Consider the following 24,119-nt stretch of genomic DNA (forward strand, 5'->3'; position numbering starts at 1 on the left):
AGGGAATCTAACTTTGCCCGATAACCACCTGAACGGTTTCCTGTGCTTCCTGCTTGAGAAGGACTTGTTGCCCCTTTACTAAAGCCTTGATTTCCTCTGGTTTGGCATGGCGGACAGTATAAAGAGTCACCCCTTCATAATGTGTTACACTGAACTGTTGTTTTAATTGCGTCAAAAGTTCAGGCAGGCGTTTGAATTTGTTATCCACCACCACAGAAAAACTAATGGCCGAATTCTGGATCAACTCCACCTTCATTTTATACTGATGCAAAAGCTTGAAGACTTCTCCAATGTGATCCTCCATCATAAAAGAAAAATCCAATGAAGAAAGGGAAATAAGTACTTGATCCTTCTTAAGGATAAAACAAGAGACCATAGGGTCTAGCGCCTTGCCTTTGGTCACGCAGGTTCCAGGGTCCTTTGGCTTAATGAAAGAGCGCACATAAAGCGGAATCTCTTTGCGCTGCAAGGGTTGTAGCGTCTTTGGGTGAATTACGGAGGCTCCGTAAAAGGCCAATTCTATCGCTTCACGATACGAAATATGATTCAGCAATTGCGTTTTAGAGAAATGACGTGGATCCGCATTCAGAACACCAGGAACATCTTTCCAAATGGTCACGCTTTCTGCATCCAAACAATAACCGAAGATCGCTGCGGTGTAATCCGAACCTTCTCGTCCTAAAGTCGTGGTAAAGTTGTTGTTGACCTCCGAGCCCAAAAATCCTTGGGTTATGGTAAGTCCTTTGCGGTCCACCGATTTTTTGATAAGCTCTTGAGTCATTTGCCAATCCACACGGGGATCGCGATAATTGCTATCTGTCTTTATACAACTGCGTACATCCAGCCACGTATTCTTATGGCCATTTTCGTTGAGAAAAGTAGATACAATCGTGGTAGAGATCAACTCTCCAAAACTTACCACTTGATCGTAAACAAAAGCATGCGTCTCCGAGCGGTTATGGGCCAGAAAATCCTCTAGAGCTCCAAAAAAGTCTTTAATGGTTTGATGAATGCCGTGGCTTTTATTGGGAAACAACTCATTTAAGATCTCTGAATGGTACTGTTTGGAAAATTCTATCGCCGCTTTTGCAGAACCGTCCTTTTTAAAATAGGCGCTAACCACTGCCTCTAAGGCATTGGTGGTTTTACCCATTGCCGATACAACAACTACCAGCTCATTGCTGCCGGTATTCTCCAACACTCGTTTTAAGTTTCTGACCCCTGTAGCATCTTTGACAGAGGCTCCTCCGAATTTAAATATTCGCATGTTTCTCCATATAATTAGCAATAGCCTTTCGATCCATCTGAGCGATATACCAATCCTTTAAAAGATTGGCTCCAATGGACTCATAAAGCTGTATGGCTGATTCATTCCAATCCAAAACCACCCAATCAATACGACCAACATCTTCTTGCTTGCCGTATTGGATTACACGATCCAAGAGTGCCTTCCCAAGACCTTTACCGCGCATGGCTTGCGTGACGATAAGATCTTCCAAGTAGAGTCCGCGGCCGTTCCAGGTAGAGAATCGGAAGTAGACCAAGGCCATACCAACCACAGCTCCATCTATCTCGGCCACAAAACACTTGAAAAGTGGTCGCTCCCCAAATCCTTCCCTTACTAAGGTTTGGGTATCGATTAGAACAGCATCAGGTTCTTTTTCAAAAACCGCCAGTTCTTTGATCAAGGCTAGCATTGCCGGGGCGTCCTCTTTTCGGGCTTCTCGAATCATTTTTAATGATTTTGTAATACCACAAATATCGGGGCTATTTGTGAATTTTAACGATATTTGCTCTAAATTCTCATCAACTACTTCCATGGCTATCAGAAACCAAACGCTGGGCGAATTTATCATCGAAAATCAGAGTGAATTCAAATACTCTTCCGGCGAATTATCAAGACTCATCAACTCCATAAGACTTGCTGCAAAAGTGGTCAACCACGAGGTAAACAAAGCCGGTCTGGTTGACATATTAGGCGCTGCGGGTGATATGAACATTCAAGGGGAAGATCAGCAAAAATTAGACGTATTTGCTAACGAGGCCTTTATTAAAACCTTGACCAACCGAGAGATTGTTTGTGGGATTGCCAGTGAAGAAGAAGACGATTTCATCGCCATTAAAGACGGAAACCCAAACAACCAACACAAATATGTAGTCTTGATTGACCCTTTAGACGGTTCCTCTAATATTGATGTGAATGTTTCTGTGGGTACTATTTTCTCTATCTACAGACGCGTAACGCCTGTTGGGACGCCAGTGACCGCAGCGGATTTTCTCCAAGCGGGTAACAAACAAGTTGCCGCAGGATACATCATCTACGGTACCTCTACCATGATCGTGTATTCCACAGGCCATGGAGTTAACGGTTTTACACTAAACCCAGCGATTGGAACCTATTATTTATCCCACCCGAATATGAAATTTCCAGATGATGGAAAGATCTACTCGGTCAATGAAGGGAATTATTCCCAGTTCCCACAAGGGGTGAAAGATTACATCAAATACTGTCAGATGGAAGAAGGCGATAGACCGTATACTTCTCGTTATATTGGCTCTTTAGTCTCTGACTTTCACAGAAATATGATCAAAGGTGGGATCTACATGTATCCGAGCACTGCAAAGAATCCTGACGGCAAGCTGCGCTTGCTATACGAATGCAATCCTATGGCCTTTTTGGCGGAACAAGCCGGAGGAAAAGCCAGCAATGGCTTCCAGCGAATTCTAGACATTGAACCTACAGAATTGCATCAACGTGTCCCCTTTTTCTGCGGATCGACTTCTATGGTCGAAAAGGCAGAATCTTGTATGAAAAAGGCTGCAAAGGCTTAAAGAACACGAATTTTAGTACATTTACTTTTCAACGTAAGATTATGGCGAAGGAAAAAACAAAAACCCCCCAAGGTGAAGACATGGATTCTGGCTCCAAGATTGAAGCGATTAAGCAGCTGATCTTTGGAGAGAATATCGAACAATACGACAGTGAGTTCGATACGCTAAAACAAGAAATTCAGGACCGCAAAAAAGAACTCGAGGATTATATAGATCAGGTTCGCAATGAGCTCATGCAATCTATTGATTCCATGACCACAGACATCAATATTCGTATCACTGACCTTGAAGATGCACTCAACGACAAAACGGAAGGTGTTGACAAATCTAAGGTCAATAAAGACGAACTCGGAGATCTGCTGATCAAATTGGGAGAAAAGCTACGCTCCTAAGAAAATCCATTTATGGTCGAGGAAAAGGATAAACTCAACCTGCTTCGGGATATCCTGTTAATTGATGACAGGGAGGTTGCCGATGCCATATCCCAACGCCTCGATACCATTACACAGACCCTCGAGTCCAAAGAAAAACTAGCAAAAAAAGTCGATCCTATCTTTGAGGAGCACATGGAACAATTTGTGGAGGAAATCCCCACGCGATTGGGTCCTGTGATCACCAAAACCCTCAAAGAACAGATCGCAAATAGTAAAGATCAAGTGGTGGAAGCGCTCTATCCTATTTTGGGAAAAATGGTGAAGCGTTACATACAAAATGAACTGGCACTACTATCAGAGAACATCAATAATAAGGTCAACAATACCTTTACCCTTAAGGGCTTACAACGCAAACTCAAAGCCCTGTTTACCGGAGTGAAGGAAAGCGACATTATTTTGAGTGAACTGGATGCTCCAGAACTGATGGAAGTGTTTGTCATTAAAAAAGGGTCTGGAATGCTCTTGGGCAATTATTCCAACCAACAGACTCTAGACAAAGACTTGATCTCTGGCATGTTGACTGCCATTAAGAGTTTTGTGGAAGATGCTTTTCAGGGCGAAAGCCAAAACCTGGAAGGTATTGACTACGAGCTCTACAAAATCCAAATTCAAAATTTTCATTCGTACTATATGGCCGTAGTGGTTTCCGGTAACCTAACGCCGCAGTTCGAAAACGAAATTGAAGACCTAATCCTTGAAAACAGCGACACCTTGAGTGAGTTGTTAACTAACGCGCAACGTGAAAACGTAGACATCTTCTTAGCTTCTATATTTGAAGACTATTTAGACAACACCTAATTTTAAGTTTGGAACACAAATTGCAACGCAAATCATTGACAACTAAAATTACCACGTATTAGATGGAAGTATCTAAAAAAATTGTGCTGATAGGGCATTTCGGAGTTGGAAAGACCAGCTTAGTGAGACGTTATGTTGATAGCGCTTTTAGCGAAGATTATCTGGTAACCCTTGGGGTTCAGGTAAAGAAAAAACAGATCGAATTGGACGACAATCAGGTGAACATGATCATCTGGGATCTGGAAGGAAACGCTAAAGTAGAAGACATGCGTTCAAGCTATATGTTAGGAACCGATGGATTCCTGTACGTCTTTGACCTGACCCGTCCGATCACCTTTAACAACCTCAACGAAAATCTAGAGTTTATCAAAAAGCAATATCCTAAGGCCCCAATTAAAATTGTTGGGAACAAGGCCGACCTTTTTGACGGAAACGATCTGGATGAATTTCTCACTAAAAACAAACTGGAACAAGTCATAACCACCAGCGCCAAGGAAGGAACCAATGTCGCCACGGTCTTTGAAGAATTGGCCAGAGAACTGCTGTAATTTATGAGTTTAAAGAGTTTTAAATCTGACTTGCTGGAAAAGCGAGTTCAGATCATTACCACCGATATGTCGGGGAAAGTCACGGCTTCTGATGATGCCTTGATCCCACTTAAAAAAGGAAGTAGCTTGCAGGATCTAGATCCTTTTTTTGAAGCTATTGTCCCCTTAGTAAGTGAAGATGCCGAACTTTTAGAGTTTCCTTGTATCAACCTAAAGACAGACCAGGACGAATTCGTCTTGGACATTGAACTGCGTTATGGAGATGGAGAATTGATCGCTATCCTATATGACTTTACGGAGCATTATCGCAGATCGCATCCGGTGGTTCAAGAAAAGAATGAAAACACTATTCTGGCAAACCAATTATTGGTTGAACAAGCCATAGCCAATGAAAAGGAGGCTCTAAAAAATAGCTTTATATCCAAGCTCAGTCATGAATTGCGCAAACCCTTGGGCAATATGATGGGCTTTGTCAATTTACTACAAGACAGCAACCTGAATTACGATCAGGCAGAAATGCTCAAAATTGTACGTCAAACCGGACTGCATATTGAGGAATTGCTTAATGATCTGTTGGATATTTCCAAGATCAGTCAGGGAACCCTGAACTTGAAAAGCGTGTCCTTTAAAATGAAGGACGTTACCAAGCATTTGAAAGATATGTTCAGTCTCAAGGCCAAAACTAAGAGGATTGAATTTGAAGTCAATATGCATGACAATGTCCCTGCGGTGCTCATTGGAGATCCCATTCGCGTTAAGCAGATTCTGATCAATTTGGTAGACAACGCCTTTAAGAATACTCCCAAAGGGAAGGTCTTGCTCGATATCAGTGTGGACTATTCACGCGCCAAAAAGGCCTCTATACGCTTTAGTGTTTCAGATACCGGTTACGGGATTAAAGACGCAGAACTTCCTAAGATCTTTGATTCTTACTATCAGATCGACCAACTCCTCTCTCCAACAGAAGGACAAGGTCTCGGACTTAAAATAGTGGATGATCTGGTGAAACTTCAAAAAGGAAAGATCAAGGTAAAAAGCAAGGTGGGAGAAGGCACGCAGTTTGAGGTTTCATTACCTTTTGAAGTTCCGCTGCGCGAAGAGAAAAAACCTGCTCGTAAAAAGGCAATTGACGTAGATGAGCGCATTCGTGTGCTTTGTGTGGACGATGCGGAATTGGATCAGATGTTGATCATGAAGATCCTGATCAATGAAGGTTTTATTTCGATGGATTTAGCCCTGCATGGAGAAATGGCATTACAGCTGATCGATCTAAAGTCATACGATGTGATCCTGTTGGATCTGGACTTGCCGATCCTCAATGGAATTGAATTCTTGAAACGTTTGCGTGCAGAACGAAAAACCAAAAAGATTCCAGTAGTTGTGCTTACAGCCATGGCTGGAGCAGAATATCAAAAAGAAGCTGAAGCTCTAGGTATCTCAGCTTATTTGACAAAACCGTATCAGCCTAAAGAGCTCGTTAAAGCAATCAAGGCCGCGTTTAAAGAAAAGGAGAAGTAGGCCGCTCGGCTTACTTTTCCACCAAATATTGGTAGTCTTCGAAGTCTAAACCTCCAGTGTAGATCTGAATGGAGCGTTTGATGTATTTCTCCGCCTGCTCATCACTGAATCCAAGACCAGTTGCGTAACGCACCAATAGATGGTGTTCGTCTTCGTCGATCTGGTTGTCTGCAAAGATGATGGAGAACATGTCGTGTAACAGTTGTAAACGCACCTCGTGAGAGTTCGGTGGGTTGATCGGATACAAAGACGGATCTTTAAGGACTGCTTTCTGCTCAGATTCGTGGATTCCCAATTTATTAGCAAAGCGATCCAAACGGGCCATTTCTTGCTCGTTGAGCTCGTTATCTACTGCGGCAATTCTCACCAAAGCGGCAAAGTGGCTAAGGTTTCTTGAGTGTTCGTAACTCTGAAAAAGATTCTTAAACGACATAGTTTTACTTAATTGCTGCAAATATAGCAGTATCTTCTCATTTCTAACAGGCTATCGGCCTCCAATTTTGCTAAAAATGCAAGCAAGGCTACCGCGGGAATTGTCGTATTTTTATAGGGAGCAAAAATTACTCCCATGCCCCTATTGGTTTTTAATAAAAACGGCATTTACTGTCCGCAGGCAGACGTATATCTGGACGCCTGGCGGAAGGTTCCCAAATGCATTGTAACTCATGGGCATTCAGACCATGCGCGTTACGGTCACGGGCAGTATATCACCCACAAGACCAATATTCCAATTATTAAACACCGTTTGGGTAAACTTCAAGTCCAAGGTTTGGATTGGAACGAGACGCTTTTGGTCAATGGAGTTAAATTTAGTTTGCATCCCGCGGGTCATATTCCGGGCTCTGCACAAGTGCGGGTAGAATACCAAGGCGAGGTTTGGGTTTTCACAGGAGATTACAAATTGCAAGATGACGGTCTCTGCGTTCCTTTTGAGCCTATCAAATGCAACACTTTTATAACCGAATGCACATTCGGTTTACCCGCCTTTTCTTGGGAGTCACAAAAAGAGGTTTTCAATGAGATCGATTCTTGGTGGGCTACCAATAGATCCAATGATGTTACTTCTTTGCTCTTCGGATACAGTTTAGGAAAGGCGCAACGTATTTTGAAAAATGTCAATGCCGACATCGGCCCAATCTACGTGCACAAAACCATTTACGACCTCAACAAAGCCATGGCCAAAGACTTTGACCTGCCGGAATTCACCTTGCTCGATACTACGATGGATAAGGCGGAGTTGAAAGGATCACTTATTGTTGCGCCACCAGGAGTTCAAAACGCTGCATGGATCAGAAAGATTGGAGCACAAACTACGGCTGCCGCCAGTGGGTGGATGACCTTTAGAGGCGCTCGCAGAAGACGCGCCTTAGACAAAGGATTTGTATTGAGTGATCACGCAGATTGGCAAGATCTGCTCACTGCAGTAAAAGCTACAGGTTGCGAGCAAGTTATCGCAACACACGGCTATACAGAAATCTTCTCCCGCTACCTCCGCGAAGAATTAGGCTTAGACGCTAAAACAGAGGCAACAGCTTATGAGGCAGAAACCATAGATCAAACTCAAGAAACTGCCTAATTCTATGAAAGCCTTTGCTCAACTCATAAAAGCCTTAGACAGCACTAACAAGACCAACCAAAAGGTTGCGGCTCTCGCCAATTATTTTACCACAGCTGCAGACAGCGATAAGGTTTGGACCATCGCTCTGCTCTCTCACCGCCGTCCTAAACGCCCTGTTACTACTACCTTGCTCAGAAGTTGGGCAACTGAACTGGCTAATATTCCTGCTTGGCTTTTTGAGGAAAGCTATCACATTGTGGGTGATCTGGCAGAGACAATCGCTTTGGTTTTGCCACACCCTCAAAGCAGTACAGAAATGTCTTTGACAGCGGTGGTCAATGAAATTGCTGCGCTCGGCAGTGAAAATGAGAACATCAAAAAAGCAACCATATTAGAACGCTGGGATCAATTCAACTATTACGAGCGCTTTGTCTACAACAAGATCATCACCGGCGGATTCAGAATTGGTGTGAGTCAAAAATTGATGACACGTGCCCTTGGACAGGCCACGGGTATTGATACGGATGAGCTCGCCTTTAAACTCATGGGAAATTGGAACCCAAAGACCATAAGTTTTGAAGAATTGATCATAGCTCCTTCGGAAGCTGCGGCAGTTTCCAGACCCTACCCCTTCTTTTTGGCTCATGCTGTAGAAGGTGAAGTTGAGGAGCTTGGAGACATTTCTCAATACAGTTTTGAACATAAATGGGACGGGATTCGTGCCCAAGTGATCTTTAGAGCTGGAACTCATTTTGTTTGGAGTCGGGGCGAAGAATTGGTTACCGACAAGTATCCAGAATTTGACAAACTCCTTGACCTAATTCCAGAAGGAACCGTTTTAGATGGCGAGATTGTCTGTTTTCCCGACGGACAAATTGGCGATTTTAATTTGTTGCAAACACGAATCGGACGCAAAAACATCAGCAAAAAGCTTCTAGAGTCACATCCCGTGATCCTCATTGCCTATGACTTACTGGAATGGCAGGGAGAAGACTTAAGAAGTACTCCATTTATTAAGCGACGTGAACTTTTGGATAAGCTCGTAAAGAAAATTGGAAAGGGCTCACCGCTTTACCTCAGCAGTACCATGAATTTTAAAAATTGGGAAGAGGCAGCTGCAGAGCGAGAACGTTCTAGAGAAAAACGCAGTGAAGGCCTGATGATCAAACGGAAAGATTCGCATTATGGCGTAGGCAGAAAACGTGGCGACTGGTATAAATGGAAGGTGGATCCCTTTACCATAGATGCTGTACTTACTTATGCCATGCGAGGGCACGGACGTAGGGCCAACCTCTTTACAGATTACACCTTTGCCCTTTGGCATGAAGGGGCTCTGGTCACTTTTGCCAAGGCCTATAGTGGCCTTACTGATGCCGAACTCAAAGAGGTAGACAGTTGGATCAAAAAGAATACTTTGGAACGCTTTGGACCGGTCCGTTCCGTGGTTCCTCAGCATGTTTTTGAGATCGCCTTTGAAGGTATTGCTGCCAGCAAACGTCATAAAAGTGGCGTTGCCACTCGCTTCCCGAGAATTCACCGTTGGCGCAAAGACAAAAAGCCTGATCAGGCAAACAGTTTAGAAGATCTAAAAGCACTCATTCCAAAATGAAACGCGAAGAACTTTTAAATATCGCTCAGGGCTGGTTTGAGGGCCGTGGATGGAATCCGTTTCCGTTTCAAAAACAAACTTGGAATGCCTATTTACAAGGCAAGCACGGTCTACTGAATGCACCTACCGGAAGTGGAAAGACCTATGCCCTATGGACTCCCATCGTTTTGTCTTATATCAAATCCAATCCGGAGTATAAAACCAAACACAAAAAAGGGATCAAAGCCCTTTGGATCACTCCGCTGCGTGCCCTTTCTGTAGAAATCCAACAGGCGGCACAACGTATGGCCGATGAACTGGAAACTGGCTTGACCGTTGGCATTAGAACTGGAGACACCACCCAAGCAGAACGCGCCAAACAGAAGCGCTCGATGCCGGATCTGCTTATCACTACTCCCGAGAGTCTTATGCTGCTTTTGGCTAGTAAAGACTATCCCAAACTCTTTAAAACCTTGGAAGCCGTAGTGGTTGACGAATGGCATGAACTCCTTGGTTCTAAGCGTGGAGTACAAATGGAGCTGGCCTTGTCTCGCTTAAAGGCCATTTGCCCAAAACTGCGTATTTGGGGCATCTCTGCCACCATTGGAAACTTAGATCAAGCCATGGATGTTTTGATGGGCGATTCCACTGAGCAGGAAAAACCCAGAGTACTGATCAGGGCCAAGCGCAAACCCAAGGTCAAAGTCAAATCCATAATCCCTAAGAAAATGGAGACCTTCCCTTGGCGCGGCCATTTGGGTTTACATTTATTGGAAGAGATCATTCCCATCATTGAAGCCAGCAAAACGACCATCATCTTTACCAACACGCGCGGACAGTGCGAAATCTGGTTTCAGAAGATCTTAGAAAAGCACCCAGAATTAGCAGGCGAACTCGCCATGCATCACGGCAGTATCAATAAAGAAACACGACTTTGGGTAGAACAAGCCATTCGCAATGAATCCCTCAAGGCTGTAGTGGCTACTTCTAGTTTAGACCTCGGCGTGGATTTTGCTCCGGTGGAGACCATCATCCAAATTGGAGGTCCAAAAGGGGTTGCTAAATTTTTACAACGCGCCGGGCGTTCCAACCACCGCCCAGGAGAACCGAGTTTGATCTACTTCTTGCCCACTCACGCTTTGGAATTGGTTGAAGCCTCAGCCTTAAAACGGGCAGTAACAGAGTCCGTAATGGAAGACCGCACGCCCTTTTTACTCTGCTTTGATGTCCTGATCCAATACTTGGTCACCTTGGCTGTTAGTGATGGTTTTAAACCGGAGGAGATCTTTCCAGAAGTACAACGCACCTTTTGTTTTCAAGGCCTAACAGGAGAGCAATGGCAATGGTGTTTGAATTTTATTACAAAGGGCAGTCAAAGTTTAGAAGCCTATAACGAATACCGAAAAGTATTGATTCAAGAAGACGGACTTTTCAAGGTCACCGATCGCAGGATCGCCATGATGCATCGTTTGTCAATTGGCACCATTGTGAGCGATGCCATGCTTTTGGTCAAATACGTGAGCGGTGGTTTTATCGGGACAGTAGAAGAATGGTTCTTGGGTAAGATGAAACCTGGAGACACCTTTGTCTTTGCTGGTCGAACCCTAGAATTGGTCCGCTTGAGAAACATGACCGCTCAGGTTAGAAAATCTAAAAAACGTAGCAGCAATGTAGTGAGTTTTATGGGTGGGCGTTTGCCACTTTCCTCCCAAATGAGTCAACTGCTTAGGGAAGAGCTGCAAAGCAGTAGCGCGTACAAATCTCAAACGCGAGAGTTACGCGCCCTGAGTCATATTTTTGAACGACAATTGCAGGAATCTATAGTGCCTGCATCTTATGAATTTTTGATAGAATCCTTTGAAACTCGAGAAGGTTTCCACGTAGTCTTCTACCCTTTTGAAGGTCGATTTGTACACGAAGCTTTGAGTCATATTTTGGCCTACAGGATCAGTTTGCTGATTCCCATCAGTTTCTCTTTGGCCTATAACGACTACGGTTTTGAATTGCTGTCAGATCAGGTTTGGGATGTGCAACTCATCTTTGACAACGAACTATTCACTCCGGAGTATTTACTACAAGACTTGGAAAAAAGTATTAACGCCACAGAAATGGCGAGTAGAAAATTTAGAGACATTGCGGTGATCAGTGGCTTGGTATTTCAAGGCTATCCCAACAAGACGGTCAAGACTAAACATTTGCAAAGCAATTCGCGTTTGCTGTTTAAGGTCTTTAAGGATTTTGAGCCCGATAATTTACTTTTGCAGCAAGCCTACCGAGAGACCTTTGAGCACGAGCTGGAAGAAGGCCGTTTGCGCATTGCTTTAGAGCGTATATGCAATCAGGACATGGTATGGCGCCCTTGTGAAAAGCCAACGCCATTTAGCTTCCCGATCATTACCGATAGGTTACGCGAAAAGATGAGCTCGGAAAAACTCAGTGATAGAATCAAACGCATGCGCGTGCAATATGAAGACTAATTCCATGAAGACTTTAGCGTTCAATTTCGGCGGATTGGATTGTGTTGGACACGCCAGTGGTGCTTTGTATGTTCCAGAATACCATTGCCTTCTGATTGCCGATGTACATCTGGGCAAGGTGAGTCATTTTAGAAAACACGGGGCTGCAGTTCCGACGGCAGCTATTCAATCCAATTTTGATCGTTTGGACATCGCTATGGAAGATTTTAAAACCGATCGCATCTATTTTTTAGGCGATCTATTCCACAGCCACACCAACAAAGAGTGGGATTATTTTGCCCGATGGACCCAAGATCGAAAGCCGGAAACTACCTTGGTCTTGGGTAATCACGATATCATCCCCTTGAGTCGATATGACGCATTAGGAATAACTACTTGTGAGGTCGGCGCACTTGGTGATCTTCAACTCACGCACATACCAGAAGATAAGCCAGAACAGTTCACCATTAGCGGTCACATACATCCCGGAGTGCGCTTGCGCGGTGTGGGAAGACAGTCCATAAGCTTGCCGTGCTTTTTTATCAGCGGCAAGCAAATGATCTTGCCCGCTTTTGGGAGTTTTACAGGCAAACATGTATTGCGTCCGGGCAGTGGTGACCGCATTTACGCCATTGCCGAAGGCGAACTTATGGCCCTTCACGAGACGCCCTAATTTGCGTATCTTTAAACAGATGAAAAAAATTTACGCACTCCTCAATACGGTTGCTTTAGTCGCAACTATTTATGTCAATTACCTGTCCAATACTGGAGCTATAGCTGGTAAAACAATTGGTGGTGTTTCTGACGATTTGAACACCCTTTTCACCCCTGCAGGTTATGCTTTTGCTATTTGGGGACTGATCTATTTACTGCTTATTGGCTTTGCGATCTACGGATTGGTCGCTGCCTTTGGCAAAGTGCGTGACGATTCTTTTCTGGAAAAAACGGCCGGTTGGTTCTTACTCTCCTGCGGAGCCAATATGGCGTGGATCTTTTGCTGGCTCTACGAATGGACTGGATGGTCTGTGGTCTGCATGTTTGTGATCTTAATTGCGCTGCTCGTAATAGTGGTTAAAAATGGCATGGAACTTTATGACGCTGCTATCCCGACCATTGCCTTTGTATGGTGGCCCTTTGTAATCTACAGCGGATGGATCACCGTGGCGAGCATTGCCAATATCTCGGCCTATTTACACAAAACCAATTGGGACGGTTTGGGCCTCTCTGAAGTCACTTGGACCATCATAGTGATACTTGTCGCGGGAGCCGTCAACTTGGCTGTTACCTGGAAGCGCAATATGCGCGAATTTGCCTTGGTTGGTGCTTGGGCCTTGGGCGCGATTGCCGTGGCCAACTGGCACACCCAAGAACTCATTGCAAATACAGCTATGCTGGTTATGGGTGTTTTAATTGGAAGCAGCACTTTGCACGCCGTGAAGAATTGGAAGACCAACCCGCTGTTCAAGCTGCTGGAATACTACGGCAAGCGTTAAAATTCACTTTTTGCTTTACAAGTTGTTTTAAATTCCCAAAGGAAGGCAGTATCTTTGCCATCCCATGAGCAAAACGCTGGTACAATCGGTGTTCAAAGAGTCTTCTTCACTAAGAAAACTAGGGGAAGCTATATCCAAAAATCAAGCGAGAACAACACTATCGGGCCTTCACGGTTCTGCCTTTTCTATTGTAGTTGCTCAGCTTTTTAAAGAATCCGAAAGACCTTTCCTTTGCGTCTTTAATGACAAGGAAGAAGCCGCCTATCACCTCAACGATCTGGAGCAATTAGTAGGCGATCAGGAAGTTCTGTTCTTTCCGGGGAGCTACCGCCGTCCCTATCAAATTGAGGAAACCAACAACGCAAACGTACTGCTCAGATCCGAAGTATTGAATCGGATCAACTCCCGCAAAAAACCGGCTCTTATTGTCACCTATCCCGAAGCGCTTTTTGAGAAGGTAGTGACCCGAAAAGAATTGGAACGCAACACTCTGAGCGTTAAAGTTGGTGACGAACTTTCTTTAGATTTTGTAAACGAAGTGCTATTCTCCTATCAGTTCAAACGTGTTGATTTTGTCACTGAACCTGGAGAGTTTTCAGTACGTGGTGGGATCTTAGACGTTTTTTCTTTTTCTCATGACGAGCCTTATCGTTTGGAATTCTTTGGCAATGAGGTGGACAGTATTCGTTGCTTTGATGTAGAAACCCAGCTCTCCACCGAACAAATAAAACGCATCGGAATCATCCCAAATGTGGCCAACAAAATGTTGGAAGAAAAGCGCGCTTCTTTTTTGGAATACATTGCCAGAAAGACCGTAGTATTTACTGCCAACCAACGCTTGATAGAAGAAAAACTGGATGATTTCTTTGAGAAAGCGGAGACGGCCTTTACCGAACTCGATCAGACGGTAAAACAACTCAAACCTGCAGAACTTTTTATCAACGGTGCCACTTTTTCTGAACTGCTGGAATCCTTTACCCATGTGGCAGAAGTTCCTACTGATGGGACCATCGAATTTAAAACACAACCGCAACCGCCCTTTAAAAAGCAGTTCCCGGTTCTGATCAAAGACCTCCAGCAAAAACACGCGAAAGGTTATACAAACTATATCTTTTGTGACACCGTACAACAGGCCAAACGTTTTGAAGATATTTTAGAAGACGCCGCGGATGATGTGCAATACCAAACTGCAGTCTTCTCACTCTATTCTGGCTTTGTAGATGCTGAATCTAAAACAGCCTGCTATACCGATCACCAGATCTTTGAACGCTATCATAGATTCCACCTTAAAAACGGTTATGCCAAAAAACAGGCCATTACCTTAAAAGAATTAACTAACCTGGAAGTTGGCGATTATGTGACCCACATTGATCACGGAATTGGGAAGTTTGGTGGTTTGCAAAAAATAGAGGTAGAAGGCAAATTTCAAGAGGCCATTAAGCTTATTTATGGAGATCGAGACATCTTGTATTTGAGCATTCACTCTTTGCACAAGATTGCTAAATACAATGGTAAAGACGGCACCGCTCCGAAGATCTACAAATTGGGCTCCAACGCCTGGAAAAAACTCAAGCAAAAGACCAAGAAGAAGGTCAAAGAAATTGCTTTTAACCTTATTGAACTTTACGCTAAACGCCGTTTGCAAAAAGGCTTTCAGTACGCTCCGGATTCTTACCTACAGCACGAGCTGGAATCGTCGTTCATTTATGAGGACACTCCAGATCAATCCAAAGCCACTGAAGATATTAAGCGCGACATGGAGAGCGAACGCCCTATGGATCGTTTGGTCTGCGGGGATGTTGGATTTGGTAAGACAGAAGTAGCAATCCGTGCTGCTTTTAAAGCCGTAGATAATGGCAAACAAGTTGCGGTTTTGGTTCCAACAACCATTTTGGCCTTTCAACACCACAAGAGCTTCTCCAAACGCATGAAGCGTTTGCCAGTCAATATTGACTATCTGAATCGGTTTAGAACCACCAAAGAACGCAATCAAGTTTTGGAGGATCTGGCCAGTGGAAAACTCGATATCGTGATCGGGACGCATCAATTGGTCAATAAAGGGATCAAATTCAAAGACCTGGGACTGCTGATTATTGATGAAGAGCAGAAGTTTGGCGTAGCCGTAAAAGACAAGCTCAAGACCATCAAAGAGAATGTGGATACGCTCACTTTAACAGCAACACCTATTCCGCGAACGCTGCAATTCAGTTTGATGGCCGCCAGAGACCTATCAGTCATAAATACACCACCTGCCAATCGCTACCCGATTGAAACTCGAGTAATACGTTTTTCTGAGGAGGCTATCCGCGACGCTATGCAATACGAGATCTCTAGAGGAGGTCAGGCATTCTTTGTCCACAACCGTATTGAGAACATTCAAGAAGTTGCCGGAATGTTGCAACGCCTCTTACCGGATGCTAAAATTGGCGTGGGTCACGGTCAAATGGACGGCAAAAAATTAGAGAAGCTCATGCTCGCCTTTATGAGCGGAGAGTTTGATATTTTGGTTTCCACCACCATCATTGAAAACGGTTTGGACGTACCTAATGCCAATACCATCTTTATCAATAACGCCAACAACTTTGGACTTTCTGATCTGCATCAAATGCGCGGGCGTGTTGGGCGTAGCAATAAAAAGGCCTTCTGTTATTTCATCACTCCGCCTTATTCTGTCATGACTACAGACGCGCGTAAACGAATCCAAGCCTTAGAGCAATACACAGAGCTGGGTGGTGGCTTTAAGATTGCAATGAAAGACCTAGAAATTCGTGGGGCTGGAGATATTTTGGGTGGAGAACAGAGTGGTTTTATCAATGAGATCGGCTTTGAGACCTATCAAAAAATCTTGGCAGAAGCCATAGAGGAACTCAAGGAGAAAGAGTTCAAATCGCTCTACAAAGGAGAAGAAAAGAAAGACAAAAAGTGGATCAAAGAAACGGTGATCGACACCGACTTTGAACTGCTATTCCCATCGGAATACGTCAACAACATAAGCGAACGTCTCAACCTGTATCACAAACTGGGCGAGTTAAAATCCGAAGCAGAACTCCAAGGATTCCAAAAGGAATTGGAAGACCGTTTTGGTCCATTGCCCGAGCAAGTGGAGGACCTGCTCAACAGCGTCCGCATAAAATGGATGGCCCTAGATTTAGGCCTGGAACGGGTCTTGATGAAAAAGGACAAAATGGTCGGATACTTCATCAGCGATCAACAATCAGGCTACTACCAAAGCGACAGTTTTGGAGCCGTGCTGAGTTATGTTCAGCAACAGCCGGATAAAATCAGCATGAATGAAAAGCAAACCCGTACAGGCTTGAAATTACTGCTGCGCTTTGGTACAATTAGATCCATTTCTGAGGCCTTGGCAGCCTTGAGTCCACTACACCGTCAACTTAAAAGTGATAAAACGCATCCTTAATGTGTGTGAGCTGTTGTTGTTTGCTATTGAGCACTACAGCAATTATATCAAATCGGAGCTCGTAACTCCACTGTTTTTGCTGAACAAAAGCATCCGCGGCTCTGACCATTAATTTGATCTTTTTGGGCGTGACAAAGCGTTGGGGATCTCCGAAGAAATCAGAATTGCGGGTTTTGACCTCAACAATGACCACTAACTCATCCTTGAAGGCAATCAAATCTAGTTCTGCTCTTTTGTAATAGTAATTGCGGGCTAAGATCTCATAGCCCTCTTTTTGAAGAAACTTTGCCGCTACGACTTCTCCGCGGCGACCCAGTTGGTTGTTATAACTCATAAATAATTCAAACTTACACCTCGGGGAGTAACTTCGAATTGTGCTTGCTGACCAAAGATCAGCGGATAGTTTTCATGAATATGACCGCTCGGAGCATCAAAAGCAACGGGATAGTCACAGCCATCTACAAGCTCTAAGATAATCTCTTTAACCGTGTTTCCAAAAGGAATGCTGTTGTCGTGAATTTTGGTAAATCCACCTACGATGAGCCCGGCGAGATCACTTAAAAGCCCATTGTTCTTTAAGTTTCTGAGCATTCGATCTATATGATAACGATACTCATCCAAGTCTTCAATTACCAAAATTTTCCCGGCAGTCTGCACCTGATACGGACTTCCACACATGCTGTAAAGCATGGAAAGATTGCCTCCAGTTACTAGGCCCTTGGCAACGCCTAATCTGTTCTCTGCGCTTGGAGCAAATTCCAAACCAGGAGTCTCACCAAACAAGATGGACCGCAAGTTTTCCAAAGCCTGTGGATGATTGCCTAAAGCCGTCGGTAGCTCAGCCAAATCAATCGGCATGGTACCATGAATGCTTGCCATCCCTAAAATGTGAAGGACATTGTGAAAAACAGTCACATCACTGTAACCTATAAGCCATTTTGGATGGTGCTTAAAACTGGTGAGATCCAAGTGATCCAACAATCGAATACTGCCATAACCGCCACGGACACTCCATAAAGCTTTGATTTCTGGATCATTCACAAGGGCTTGCATTGAGGCAGCACGGCGTTTATCGTCTCCCGCAAACTGGTGATGTTGCTCGTGAATATTATCGGCCAAAACGGCTTGTAAACCCCAGCTTTCCAAGAGCTTCAGCGCAGGTTCTAAATGCTCCTCAGTAATAAAACGCGCAGGGGCAATTAAACCCACGCGATCTCCAGCAGTCAAAAATTGAGGTGTAACCATCCGTAATTGAATTACGTCAAAGATGCAGAAATGATAAGAATACTCAAAATTTGAGCTATTAATCCAGTCATTTATCAGATTTTCAGTACATTGAAACAAAAAACCTACTAAGCCAAATTGCCTATGGAAGCTACTACTCTATGCAATACGTCGCCTATTACCCCTTTTGTTCCTACAGACGAGAACCCTTGGGACCTGAATAAAGCGATTCACGTGACGCGCAGACTTGCCTTTGGTGCCAATCAATTGGAGCTAGACAATGCGCTTACATTAACTCCAGATGCCTTTATTGATCAGCTGGTGGACCAGGCCGTTGCCATGGAACCCACAGCCACTCCGCCTTGGGGTTATTGGAATCTCACAAATTTTAGTGATTACGACACGGAAAACAACGAATTCATTGAAGCTTGGCGCACCCAAACAGCCACGGATTTGATCCAAAATAAGCTTAGGGATCGTTTGACTTTTTTCTGGATGAATCATTTTGTGACTGAGTTGGAAACCTATTTCTACTCGCCCTATATGTTCCAGTATTACAATATTAACCAGACGCATGCCATTGGCAACTTCCGCGATTTTGTCTCGGACATTGGAAAAACTGGTGCCATGCTGTTCTACCTCAACGGTTTTCAGAACACGCGTTTTGAGCCTAATGAGAATTACGCCCGCGAGCTCTTTGAACTATTCACCCTAGGTTTAGACAACAATTATACGGAGACAGACATTCAATTTGCCTCCAAGGCATTGACCGGATGGAATCACTGGGCAGAAGTGGGAGACGCTATTTATTTTGACGAATCTACCTGGGACCCCAGCGTAAAGAACATCTTTGGACAAGCCGGAATTTGGAAGTATGATGACGTGATCACTATTCTCTTTGAGCAGCGTCCAACAGAGATTGCAACTTTTATCTGTACCAAACTCTATAAATTCTTTGTGAGTCATGAAGTGTCTGAGTTTGCCTTGACTGATATCATCGCGCCTTTGGCAGATACGTTTATCGCTAGTGATTTTGAATTGGCTCCCGTTTTACGCCAACTCTTTAAGAGCGAGCATTTCTTTGACGAATTAGCCCAAGGAGTTGTGGTAAAAAGTCCTTTTGACTTTTTATTCAACTTTACTACGGAAGCCGAACTCACCTATGATGATGCCATTTTGAACGGTTTGACTTATTACGCCGCAGTTTTAGGGCAAGAAATGTATGAGCCTGTTGATGTCGCCGGATGGCAACGGGATCACGATTGGATTTCCAGCAGTACGCTGACCGGTCGCTGGCAAGTCATTGAACTGTATATGTTTTATATACTCTCTAATTACCCAGAAGACCTACGGAATTTAGCCATCTCGCTTTCTGGAGATAGCAACGATCCGGAGTTCATCACAACTGTGATTGCAGATCGTTTGATAGGCAAACCTTTCCATACCCTTTCTGATTATGAAGTGGCCATTGATATTTTCAAAGGCGATATTCCTCAAGGGTACTATGACGACGGAACCTGGAATTTGTATTGGGACACAGCGCCAGGACAAGTTGCCGGTTTATTGATTCACTTGGCGAAAGCCCCAGAGTTCCAACTAAAATAAAACTGCTATGTGTAACAATCACTTCTCTTCATCAAACTATAAGAAGCTGCACGATAAGCAGCACGAACAAGAACACAACCACTGGAGTCGCCGCTCCTTCATTCAGGCATTAGGGCTTCTTGGTGGTGGAACGGTTATGTTAGGGGGAACCAATTTGACGGTTTCTAATCCTTCGCCTTTGGCTATGGCCTTGACAGAATCTGAGAACGATAATATCCTAGTGATCATCCGCCTTAAAGGGGGTAATGATGGCCTTAATACCATTGTTCCAGTTTACGACTACGATACTTATGCGGGCTTAAGACCAAACATTCGCTTGGCAGAGAGTTCGCTTTACGCACTAGACCCTGATTTTGGGCTTCCTGACTTTATGAGTCCGCTCCAATCTGTTTGGGGAGACGGACGCATGAAGGTGGTTCACGGAGTCGGTTATCCGGATCAAAACTTTTCGCACTTTGAATCCTCAGATATTTGGGCCAATACAGATACCTCAGATCCGGGAGAAACCGGATGGTGGGGACGCTATTTTGAAGAGCTCTATCCAGATTATTTGGTGAATCCTCCAGAGGTGCCTCCAGCCATCCAAATTGGAAGTATTGGCAACCTGATTTTTGACGGATTGAATAGTAACTATGCCTTTACTGTGGCCAATCCGGATCAACTGAGTTCCATTGCCTCTACCGGAGTTGTTCATGATGTGACGGATATTCCTGAGTGCTATTACGGAGATCAACTTCAATTTTTGAGAGCCGCCACGAATACCACCTTTGCTTATGCGAGTGTAATCAACGAGGCTTACGAAGGAGCTACAAACGATGCCCCTTACGACACCAGAGATCTCTCCAATCAATTGGCGATCATAGCTCGATTGATCAAAGGAGGTTTAGGAACCAAAGTATTTATGGTTACTCTTGGTGGATTTGACACCCACGCCAATCAGTTGGTAACACACAATGAAATCATGAACGACTTGTCATTGGCCGTTAAGAATTTTTATGACGATCTAGCCACGGCCGGCTGGGATGACAAGGTGCTTTCCATGACCATCTCTGAGTTTGGAAGACGTCCTTTTGAAAATGGAAGTTTAGGAACGGACCACGGATCGGCCTCTACGATGATGCTCTTTGGAAGTGGTTTAGGTGAAAGCGGATTTGTGGGCTCACACCCGAGTTTGACCGCAACAGATCCCTTTGGGAATTTGATCTTTAACCAGGATTTTAGAAACATCTATGCGACCATCATGATTGAATGGCTATGTATTGACGAGACTACTGTGAATGCCGCCTTGCTCAACACAGATTACTCTTTAGTTGATCTTGGCTTTGCATGTAATACAGCATCTGTCAATGATTTTGAGGATGTCAATCGCTTTGCGCATACCGCGACCTACCGAGACAACAGTACATTTATCAACTTCAATATGCCGTTCTCTGCGCATGTCAAAGTGGTGCTTTATAATATTGTTGGACAGGAGGTAGCCACCTTAACCAATGACATGAAATTCTCAGGAGCTCATGAGATCGATGTGAAGAATTCTGCAAACACTCGTTTACATACCGGGCAGTACATCTACCGAATTACTGTAGGTGAACAGAACTTCAGTAAATCCATCGTGATACGATAAGACCTTAAGCCGCGCTAGTCGCGGCTTTTTTTTGCCTATTTTTGTGCTTTGTTTTGAGAATCATGGCACAACCCAAAAGATATACAATAACGGCTGCTTTGCCGTATACTAACGGACCGATTCATATTGGGCATTTAGCAGGCGTATACGTTCCAGCGGATATTTACGCGCGTTATCAGCGCTTACAAGGACGAGACGTTGTGTTTGTTTGCGGTAGCGACGAACACGGTGTAGCGATCACCATTAAAGCTAAAAAGGAAGGAATTACTCCACAGCAAGTAGTAGACCGTTACCACAAGATCATCAAAGACTCCTTTGCAGATTTTGGGATTTCCTTTGATGTGTATTCACGCACATCCGCGCCAATCCATCATGATACTGCCAGTGAATTCTTTAAACAAATGCACGCGGACGGCAAGTTCATTGAGCAGGTTACCGAACAGCTTTATGATGCTGAGGCCGATCAATTCCTTGCAGACCGTTTTGTCATAGGGACTTGCCCAAAATGCGGATACGAGGCTAGTTACGGCGATCAATGTGAAAACTGCGGAACCAGCCACAATGCCACCGATCTTATCAACCCAAAGTCCGCCATTACTGGAACGACTCCAACCTTAAAATCAACAAAACACTGGTTCTTGCCGCTTGATCAATATCAAGAATGGCTCAACGAGTGGATCGTGGAGGGACATAAAAAGGATTGGAAACCCAACGTGCACGGACAAGTGAAGTCTTGGATCATGGACGGGCTCAAGCCTCGAGCAGTAACTCGCGATTTGGACTGGGGAATTCCTGTACCTGTGGAAGGCGGTGAAGGAAAAGTACTCTACGTATGGTTTGACGCACCGATAGGTTATATCTCAGCCACTAAAGAATGGGCAGAAGCTACCGGAAACAACTGGGAGCCTTATTGGAAAGATGAGGACACCAAATTGCTGCACTTTATTGGCAAGGACAATATTGTGTTCCACTGCATAATCTTCCCAAGTATCTTAAAAGCTGCAGGAGATTATATTATGCCAGACAATGTGCCGGCAAATGAATTTTTAAACCTAGAAGGCAATAAACTTTCTACTTCAAAGAACTGGGCAGTTTGGCTGCATGAATACTTGCAGGACTTCCCAGACATGCAAGATGTATTGCGTTATACCTTGACGGCAAACGCACCAGAGAGTAAAGACAACGACTTTACTTGGAAAGATTTCCAAGCGCGAAATAACAACGAGCTGGTGGCCATTTTTGGAAACTTTGTGAACCGCGTGGTGGTCTTGACCCATAAATATTACGACGGTGCAATTCCTAGTCCAGCGGACTTTACAGAAGCGGATCATCAAGTGCTTGAAGGAATTAAAACCCTAAAGGCTGATATGGAATCCTCATTAGAACAGTACAGATTCCGCGAAGCTTTAAGCATTTTAATGAAGGTAGCCCGAAGCGGAAACGAGTATCTGGCTAGTCAAGAACCTTGGAAAAGCATCAAGACCGATCAAGAGCGCACCCAAACTGTAATGTTTGTAGCCGCTCAAATCACTGCTGCCTTAGCAGTACTATCAGAGCCTTTCTTGCCGCATACCAGCGCAAAGCTCAACAATATGCTTCACCTAGACACAGAAACAGTGAACTGGCAAAACCTCTCAGAGAGCAGTACCTATTTGCCAGCAAGTCATGTAATTGCGACCAACCAACTTTTATTCTCGAAAATTGACGATGCACAAATCCAAGCACAATTGGACAAACTAGAAGCTACTAAAAAAGCCAACGAAATGGAAAACGCCCAAGCGGAACCACAGAAAGACACCATTCAATTTGATGATTTCACCAAAATTGACATGCGCGTAGGTACGATCATGAAGGCTGAAAAAATGGCCAAGACCAAAAAACTCATGGTCATGGAAATAGACACAGGTATTGATACCCGCACCATAGTTTCTGGTATAGCGGAGCATTATACGGCTGAGGAATTGGTAGGCAAACAAGTGACCGTATTGGTCAATTTAGCACCGAGACCGCTTCGTGGTGTAGAAAGTCAAGGGATGATTCTCTTAGCAGAAGATGCCGACGGTAAATTGGTGTTCATGTCTCCGGAAGAGGCTGTTAAAAACGGCAGTAGCATCAGCTAAATGATTCGCGTTGCTTATCATCCCATCTATAAGCATCCGCTACCTTTAGGGCATCGTTTCCCGATGCAAAAATACGAGCTGTTACATCGGCAACTCTTGCATGAAGGCACTTGCGACCCGGAACAATTCTTTGTGCCTGGGAAACCGAATATGGAAGCCATAAAAGCTGTTCATGATCCGCAGTATGTGGAAGATCTGTTGGCGCAAAACATAGAACCAAGAGCAGCCAGAAAAGTGGGGTTCCCCATGTCTGAAAAACTCATTGAACGCGAGTTCACTATTGCCCAAGGTACACTTGAAGCTACTCAGTTTGCCCTGAAGCACGGATGCGCGCTCAATATTGCAGGTGGGACTCATCACGCCTTTAAAGCCAGTGGCGAGGCCTTTTGTTTGCTGAATGACCAGGCGATTGCGGCCAAAAACCTCATCCAAAATGCACAAGCAAAACAAATCTTGATCATCGATTTAGATGTGCATCAAGGCAATGGCACAGCAGAGATTTTTGAGGGAGATGATAGCGTCTTTACCTTTTCTATGCACGGGGCGCACAACTACCCTTTCCGCAAGGAAAAATCAGACTTGGATATTGGACTACCTAACGGCACTGAAGATAAAGAATACTTGGAGATCTTAGAATTTCATCTTCCGCGATTGATTGATAAAATCCAGCCTGATTTTATCTTTTACCTCAGCGGAGTAGATATTCTTGCCACGGATAAATTGGGAAAACTCGGCTGCAGTATGGAAGGCTGCAAAACTAGAGATCGGATGGTTCTAGAGGCTTGTTACCAAAGAGAGATTCCAGTGCAAATAAGCATGGGAGGTGGTTATTCTCCTGACATCAAGATCATTTTAGAGGCGCATGCCAATACCTACCGTCTGGCCCACGAACTTTGGAACTAA

Annotated in this window: 20 protein-coding genes; 15 read left to right on the forward strand and 5 right to left on the reverse strand. The window is 44.3% G+C overall.

The features are described from left to right. Positions 1 to 7: 7 nt before the first annotated feature. The gene (locus ACSLP7_RS11335; protein WP_435579407.1) at positions 8 to 1,267 is read right to left on the reverse strand and encodes an aspartate kinase; all 1,260 of its coding nucleotides are present in this window, start codon (positions 1,265 to 1,267) and stop codon (positions 8 to 10) included. Beyond that, complete coding sequence (locus ACSLP7_RS11340) at positions 1,254 to 1,733, reverse strand: N-acetyltransferase family protein (RefSeq protein ID WP_435579408.1); 480 nt, start codon at positions 1,731 to 1,733, stop codon at positions 1,254 to 1,256. The genes ACSLP7_RS11335 and ACSLP7_RS11340 overlap by 14 nt, the downstream gene beginning before the upstream one ends. Positions 1,734 to 1,818: 85 nt before the next feature. Between ACSLP7_RS11340 and fbp the strand changes: the two genes are divergently transcribed. The 5 genes from fbp to ACSLP7_RS11365 all read left to right on the forward strand — a co-directional run bounded on the left by fbp (position 1,819) and on the right by ACSLP7_RS11365 (position 6,130). Continuing rightward, a complete protein-coding gene (gene fbp, locus ACSLP7_RS11345; RefSeq protein WP_435579409.1) occupies positions 1,819 to 2,832 on the forward strand; it encodes a class 1 fructose-bisphosphatase in 1,014 nt (337 codons plus the stop codon). Positions 2,833 to 2,873: 41 nt separating this feature from the next. Then, positions 2,874 to 3,224, forward strand: coding sequence for a fructose 1,6-bisphosphatase (locus ACSLP7_RS11350; RefSeq protein WP_435579410.1), 351 nt, complete (start codon positions 2,874 to 2,876; stop codon positions 3,222 to 3,224). A gap of 12 nt (positions 3,225 to 3,236) precedes the next feature. Next, complete coding sequence (locus ACSLP7_RS11355; RefSeq protein ID WP_435579411.1) at positions 3,237 to 4,064, forward strand: cell envelope biogenesis protein OmpA; 828 nt, start codon at positions 3,237 to 3,239, stop codon at positions 4,062 to 4,064. 62 nt (positions 4,065 to 4,126) lie between these two features. Continuing rightward, positions 4,127 to 4,612 carry a Rab family GTPase gene (locus tag ACSLP7_RS11360; RefSeq protein WP_435579412.1) on the forward strand — a complete coding sequence of 162 codons (486 nt, stop codon included), beginning with the start codon at positions 4,127 to 4,129 and terminating at the stop codon, positions 4,610 to 4,612. Positions 4,613 to 4,615: 3 nt separating this feature from the next. Further along, positions 4,616 to 6,130 carry an ATP-binding response regulator gene (locus tag ACSLP7_RS11365; RefSeq protein ID WP_435579413.1) on the forward strand — a complete coding sequence of 505 codons (1,515 nt, stop codon included), beginning with the start codon at positions 4,616 to 4,618 and terminating at the stop codon, positions 6,128 to 6,130. A 10-nt stretch (positions 6,131 to 6,140) separates the two neighbouring features. Here the strand turns inward: ACSLP7_RS11365 and ACSLP7_RS11370 are convergent, their stop codons facing one another. Next, on the reverse strand, positions 6,141 to 6,563 hold the full coding sequence (locus tag ACSLP7_RS11370) for a TerB family tellurite resistance protein (protein WP_435579414.1): 423 nt from the start codon (positions 6,561 to 6,563) through the stop codon (positions 6,141 to 6,143). Between the two features lie 135 nt (positions 6,564 to 6,698). Here ACSLP7_RS11370 and ACSLP7_RS11375 point away from each other — a divergent pair, with 135 nt between their 5' ends. From ACSLP7_RS11375 to mfd, 6 genes are all read left to right on the forward strand, one after another. Beyond that, positions 6,699 to 7,706, forward strand: coding sequence for a ligase-associated DNA damage response exonuclease (locus tag ACSLP7_RS11375; protein ID WP_435579415.1), 1,008 nt, complete (start codon positions 6,699 to 6,701; stop codon positions 7,704 to 7,706). A gap of 4 nt (positions 7,707 to 7,710) precedes the next feature. Continuing rightward, positions 7,711 to 9,297, forward strand: coding sequence for an ATP-dependent DNA ligase (locus tag ACSLP7_RS11380; protein WP_435579416.1), 1,587 nt, complete (start codon positions 7,711 to 7,713; stop codon positions 9,295 to 9,297). Continuing rightward, complete coding sequence (locus ACSLP7_RS11385) at positions 9,294 to 11,753, forward strand: ligase-associated DNA damage response DEXH box helicase (RefSeq protein WP_435579417.1); 2,460 nt, start codon at positions 9,294 to 9,296, stop codon at positions 11,751 to 11,753. Before ACSLP7_RS11380 ends, ACSLP7_RS11385 begins: the two co-directional genes overlap by 4 nt. Before the next feature lie 4 nt (positions 11,754 to 11,757). Continuing rightward, positions 11,758 to 12,405, forward strand: a complete 648-nt coding sequence (gene pdeM, locus ACSLP7_RS11390; protein WP_435579418.1) for a ligase-associated DNA damage response endonuclease PdeM — start codon at positions 11,758 to 11,760, stop codon at positions 12,403 to 12,405. Positions 12,406 to 12,424: 19 nt separating this feature from the next. Then, the gene (locus ACSLP7_RS11395; protein WP_435579419.1) at positions 12,425 to 13,225 is read left to right on the forward strand and encodes a tryptophan-rich sensory protein; all 801 of its coding nucleotides are present in this window, start codon (positions 12,425 to 12,427) and stop codon (positions 13,223 to 13,225) included. 64 nt (positions 13,226 to 13,289) lie between these two features. After that, on the forward strand, positions 13,290 to 16,643 hold the full coding sequence (mfd, locus tag ACSLP7_RS11400; RefSeq protein ID WP_435579420.1) for a transcription-repair coupling factor: 3,354 nt from the start codon (positions 13,290 to 13,292) through the stop codon (positions 16,641 to 16,643). Here the strand turns inward: mfd and ACSLP7_RS11405 are convergent. Then, entirely contained in the window at positions 16,618 to 16,977 is a 360-nt protein-coding gene (locus ACSLP7_RS11405) for a YraN family protein (RefSeq protein ID WP_435579421.1), read from the reverse strand. The two genes, mfd and ACSLP7_RS11405, sit on opposite strands and share 26 nt — an antisense overlap. After that, the gene (locus ACSLP7_RS11410) at positions 16,974 to 17,888 is read right to left on the reverse strand and encodes a S66 peptidase family protein (RefSeq protein WP_435579422.1); all 915 of its coding nucleotides are present in this window, start codon (positions 17,886 to 17,888) and stop codon (positions 16,974 to 16,976) included. The genes ACSLP7_RS11405 and ACSLP7_RS11410 overlap by 4 nt, the downstream gene beginning before the upstream one ends. Positions 17,889 to 18,011: 123 nt before the next feature. Here ACSLP7_RS11410 and ACSLP7_RS11415 point away from each other — a divergent pair, with 123 nt between their 5' ends. The 4 genes from ACSLP7_RS11415 (at position 18,012) to ACSLP7_RS11430 (ending at position 24,119) form a co-directional block, all read left to right on the forward strand. Beyond that, the gene (locus tag ACSLP7_RS11415) at positions 18,012 to 19,472 is read left to right on the forward strand and encodes a DUF1800 domain-containing protein (protein ID WP_435579423.1); all 1,461 of its coding nucleotides are present in this window, start codon (positions 18,012 to 18,014) and stop codon (positions 19,470 to 19,472) included. Between the two features lie 7 nt (positions 19,473 to 19,479). Then, on the forward strand, positions 19,480 to 21,096 hold the full coding sequence (locus tag ACSLP7_RS11420) for a DUF1501 domain-containing protein (RefSeq protein ID WP_435579424.1): 1,617 nt from the start codon (positions 19,480 to 19,482) through the stop codon (positions 21,094 to 21,096). 62 nt (positions 21,097 to 21,158) lie between these two features. After that, a complete protein-coding gene (gene metG / locus ACSLP7_RS11425; protein WP_435579425.1) occupies positions 21,159 to 23,216 on the forward strand; it encodes a methionine--tRNA ligase in 2,058 nt (685 codons plus the stop codon). Further along, entirely contained in the window at positions 23,217 to 24,119 is a 903-nt protein-coding gene (locus tag ACSLP7_RS11430; RefSeq protein WP_435579426.1) for a histone deacetylase family protein, read from the forward strand.

Origin of the sequence: Gilvibacter sp. (assembly GCF_965601605.1) — a bacterium.
Lineage (GTDB): Bacteria > Bacteroidota > Bacteroidia > Flavobacteriales > Flavobacteriaceae > Gilvibacter.

Bases quoted from the DNA above. Each gene is read 5' to 3' on its own strand.
- ACSLP7_RS11350 (WP_435579410.1), top strand. From the start codon at position 2,874: ATGGCGAAGGAAAAAACAAAAACCCCCCAAGGTGAAGACATGGATTCT.
- ACSLP7_RS11405 (WP_435579421.1), bottom strand. From the start codon at position 16,977: ATGAGTTATAACAACCAACTGGGTCGCCGCGGAGAAGTCGTAGCGGCA.
- ACSLP7_RS11420 (WP_435579424.1), top strand. From the start codon at position 19,480: ATGTGTAACAATCACTTCTCTTCATCAAACTATAAGAAGCTGCACGAT.
- metG (WP_435579425.1), top strand. From the start codon at position 21,159: ATGGCACAACCCAAAAGATATACAATAACGGCTGCTTTGCCGTATACT.
- ACSLP7_RS11395 (WP_435579419.1), top strand. From the start codon at position 12,425: ATGAAAAAAATTTACGCACTCCTCAATACGGTTGCTTTAGTCGCAACT.
- ACSLP7_RS11360 (WP_435579412.1), top strand. From the start codon at position 4,127: ATGGAAGTATCTAAAAAAATTGTGCTGATAGGGCATTTCGGAGTTGGA.
- ACSLP7_RS11415 (WP_435579423.1), top strand. From the start codon at position 18,012: ATGGAAGCTACTACTCTATGCAATACGTCGCCTATTACCCCTTTTGTT.
- ACSLP7_RS11370 (WP_435579414.1), bottom strand. From the start codon at position 6,563: ATGTCGTTTAAGAATCTTTTTCAGAGTTACGAACACTCAAGAAACCTT.
- ACSLP7_RS11410 (WP_435579422.1), bottom strand. From the start codon at position 17,888: ATGGTTACACCTCAATTTTTGACTGCTGGAGATCGCGTGGGTTTAATT.
- ACSLP7_RS11375 (WP_435579415.1), top strand. From the start codon at position 6,699: ATGCCCCTATTGGTTTTTAATAAAAACGGCATTTACTGTCCGCAGGCA.
- ACSLP7_RS11335 (WP_435579407.1), bottom strand. From the start codon at position 1,267: ATGCGAATATTTAAATTCGGAGGAGCCTCTGTCAAAGATGCTACAGGG.
- ACSLP7_RS11355 (WP_435579411.1), top strand. From the start codon at position 3,237: ATGGTCGAGGAAAAGGATAAACTCAACCTGCTTCGGGATATCCTGTTA.
- pdeM (WP_435579418.1), top strand. From the start codon at position 11,758: ATGAAGACTTTAGCGTTCAATTTCGGCGGATTGGATTGTGTTGGACAC.
- ACSLP7_RS11385 (WP_435579417.1), top strand. From the start codon at position 9,294: ATGAAACGCGAAGAACTTTTAAATATCGCTCAGGGCTGGTTTGAGGGC.
- ACSLP7_RS11365 (WP_435579413.1), top strand. From the start codon at position 4,616: ATGAGTTTAAAGAGTTTTAAATCTGACTTGCTGGAAAAGCGAGTTCAG.
- ACSLP7_RS11380 (WP_435579416.1), top strand. From the start codon at position 7,711: ATGAAAGCCTTTGCTCAACTCATAAAAGCCTTAGACAGCACTAACAAG.
- fbp (WP_435579409.1), top strand. From the start codon at position 1,819: ATGGCTATCAGAAACCAAACGCTGGGCGAATTTATCATCGAAAATCAG.
- ACSLP7_RS11430 (WP_435579426.1), top strand. From the start codon at position 23,217: ATGATTCGCGTTGCTTATCATCCCATCTATAAGCATCCGCTACCTTTA.
- ACSLP7_RS11340 (WP_435579408.1), bottom strand. From the start codon at position 1,733: ATGATTCGAGAAGCCCGAAAAGAGGACGCCCCGGCAATGCTAGCCTTG.
- mfd (WP_435579420.1), top strand. From the start codon at position 13,290: ATGAGCAAAACGCTGGTACAATCGGTGTTCAAAGAGTCTTCTTCACTA.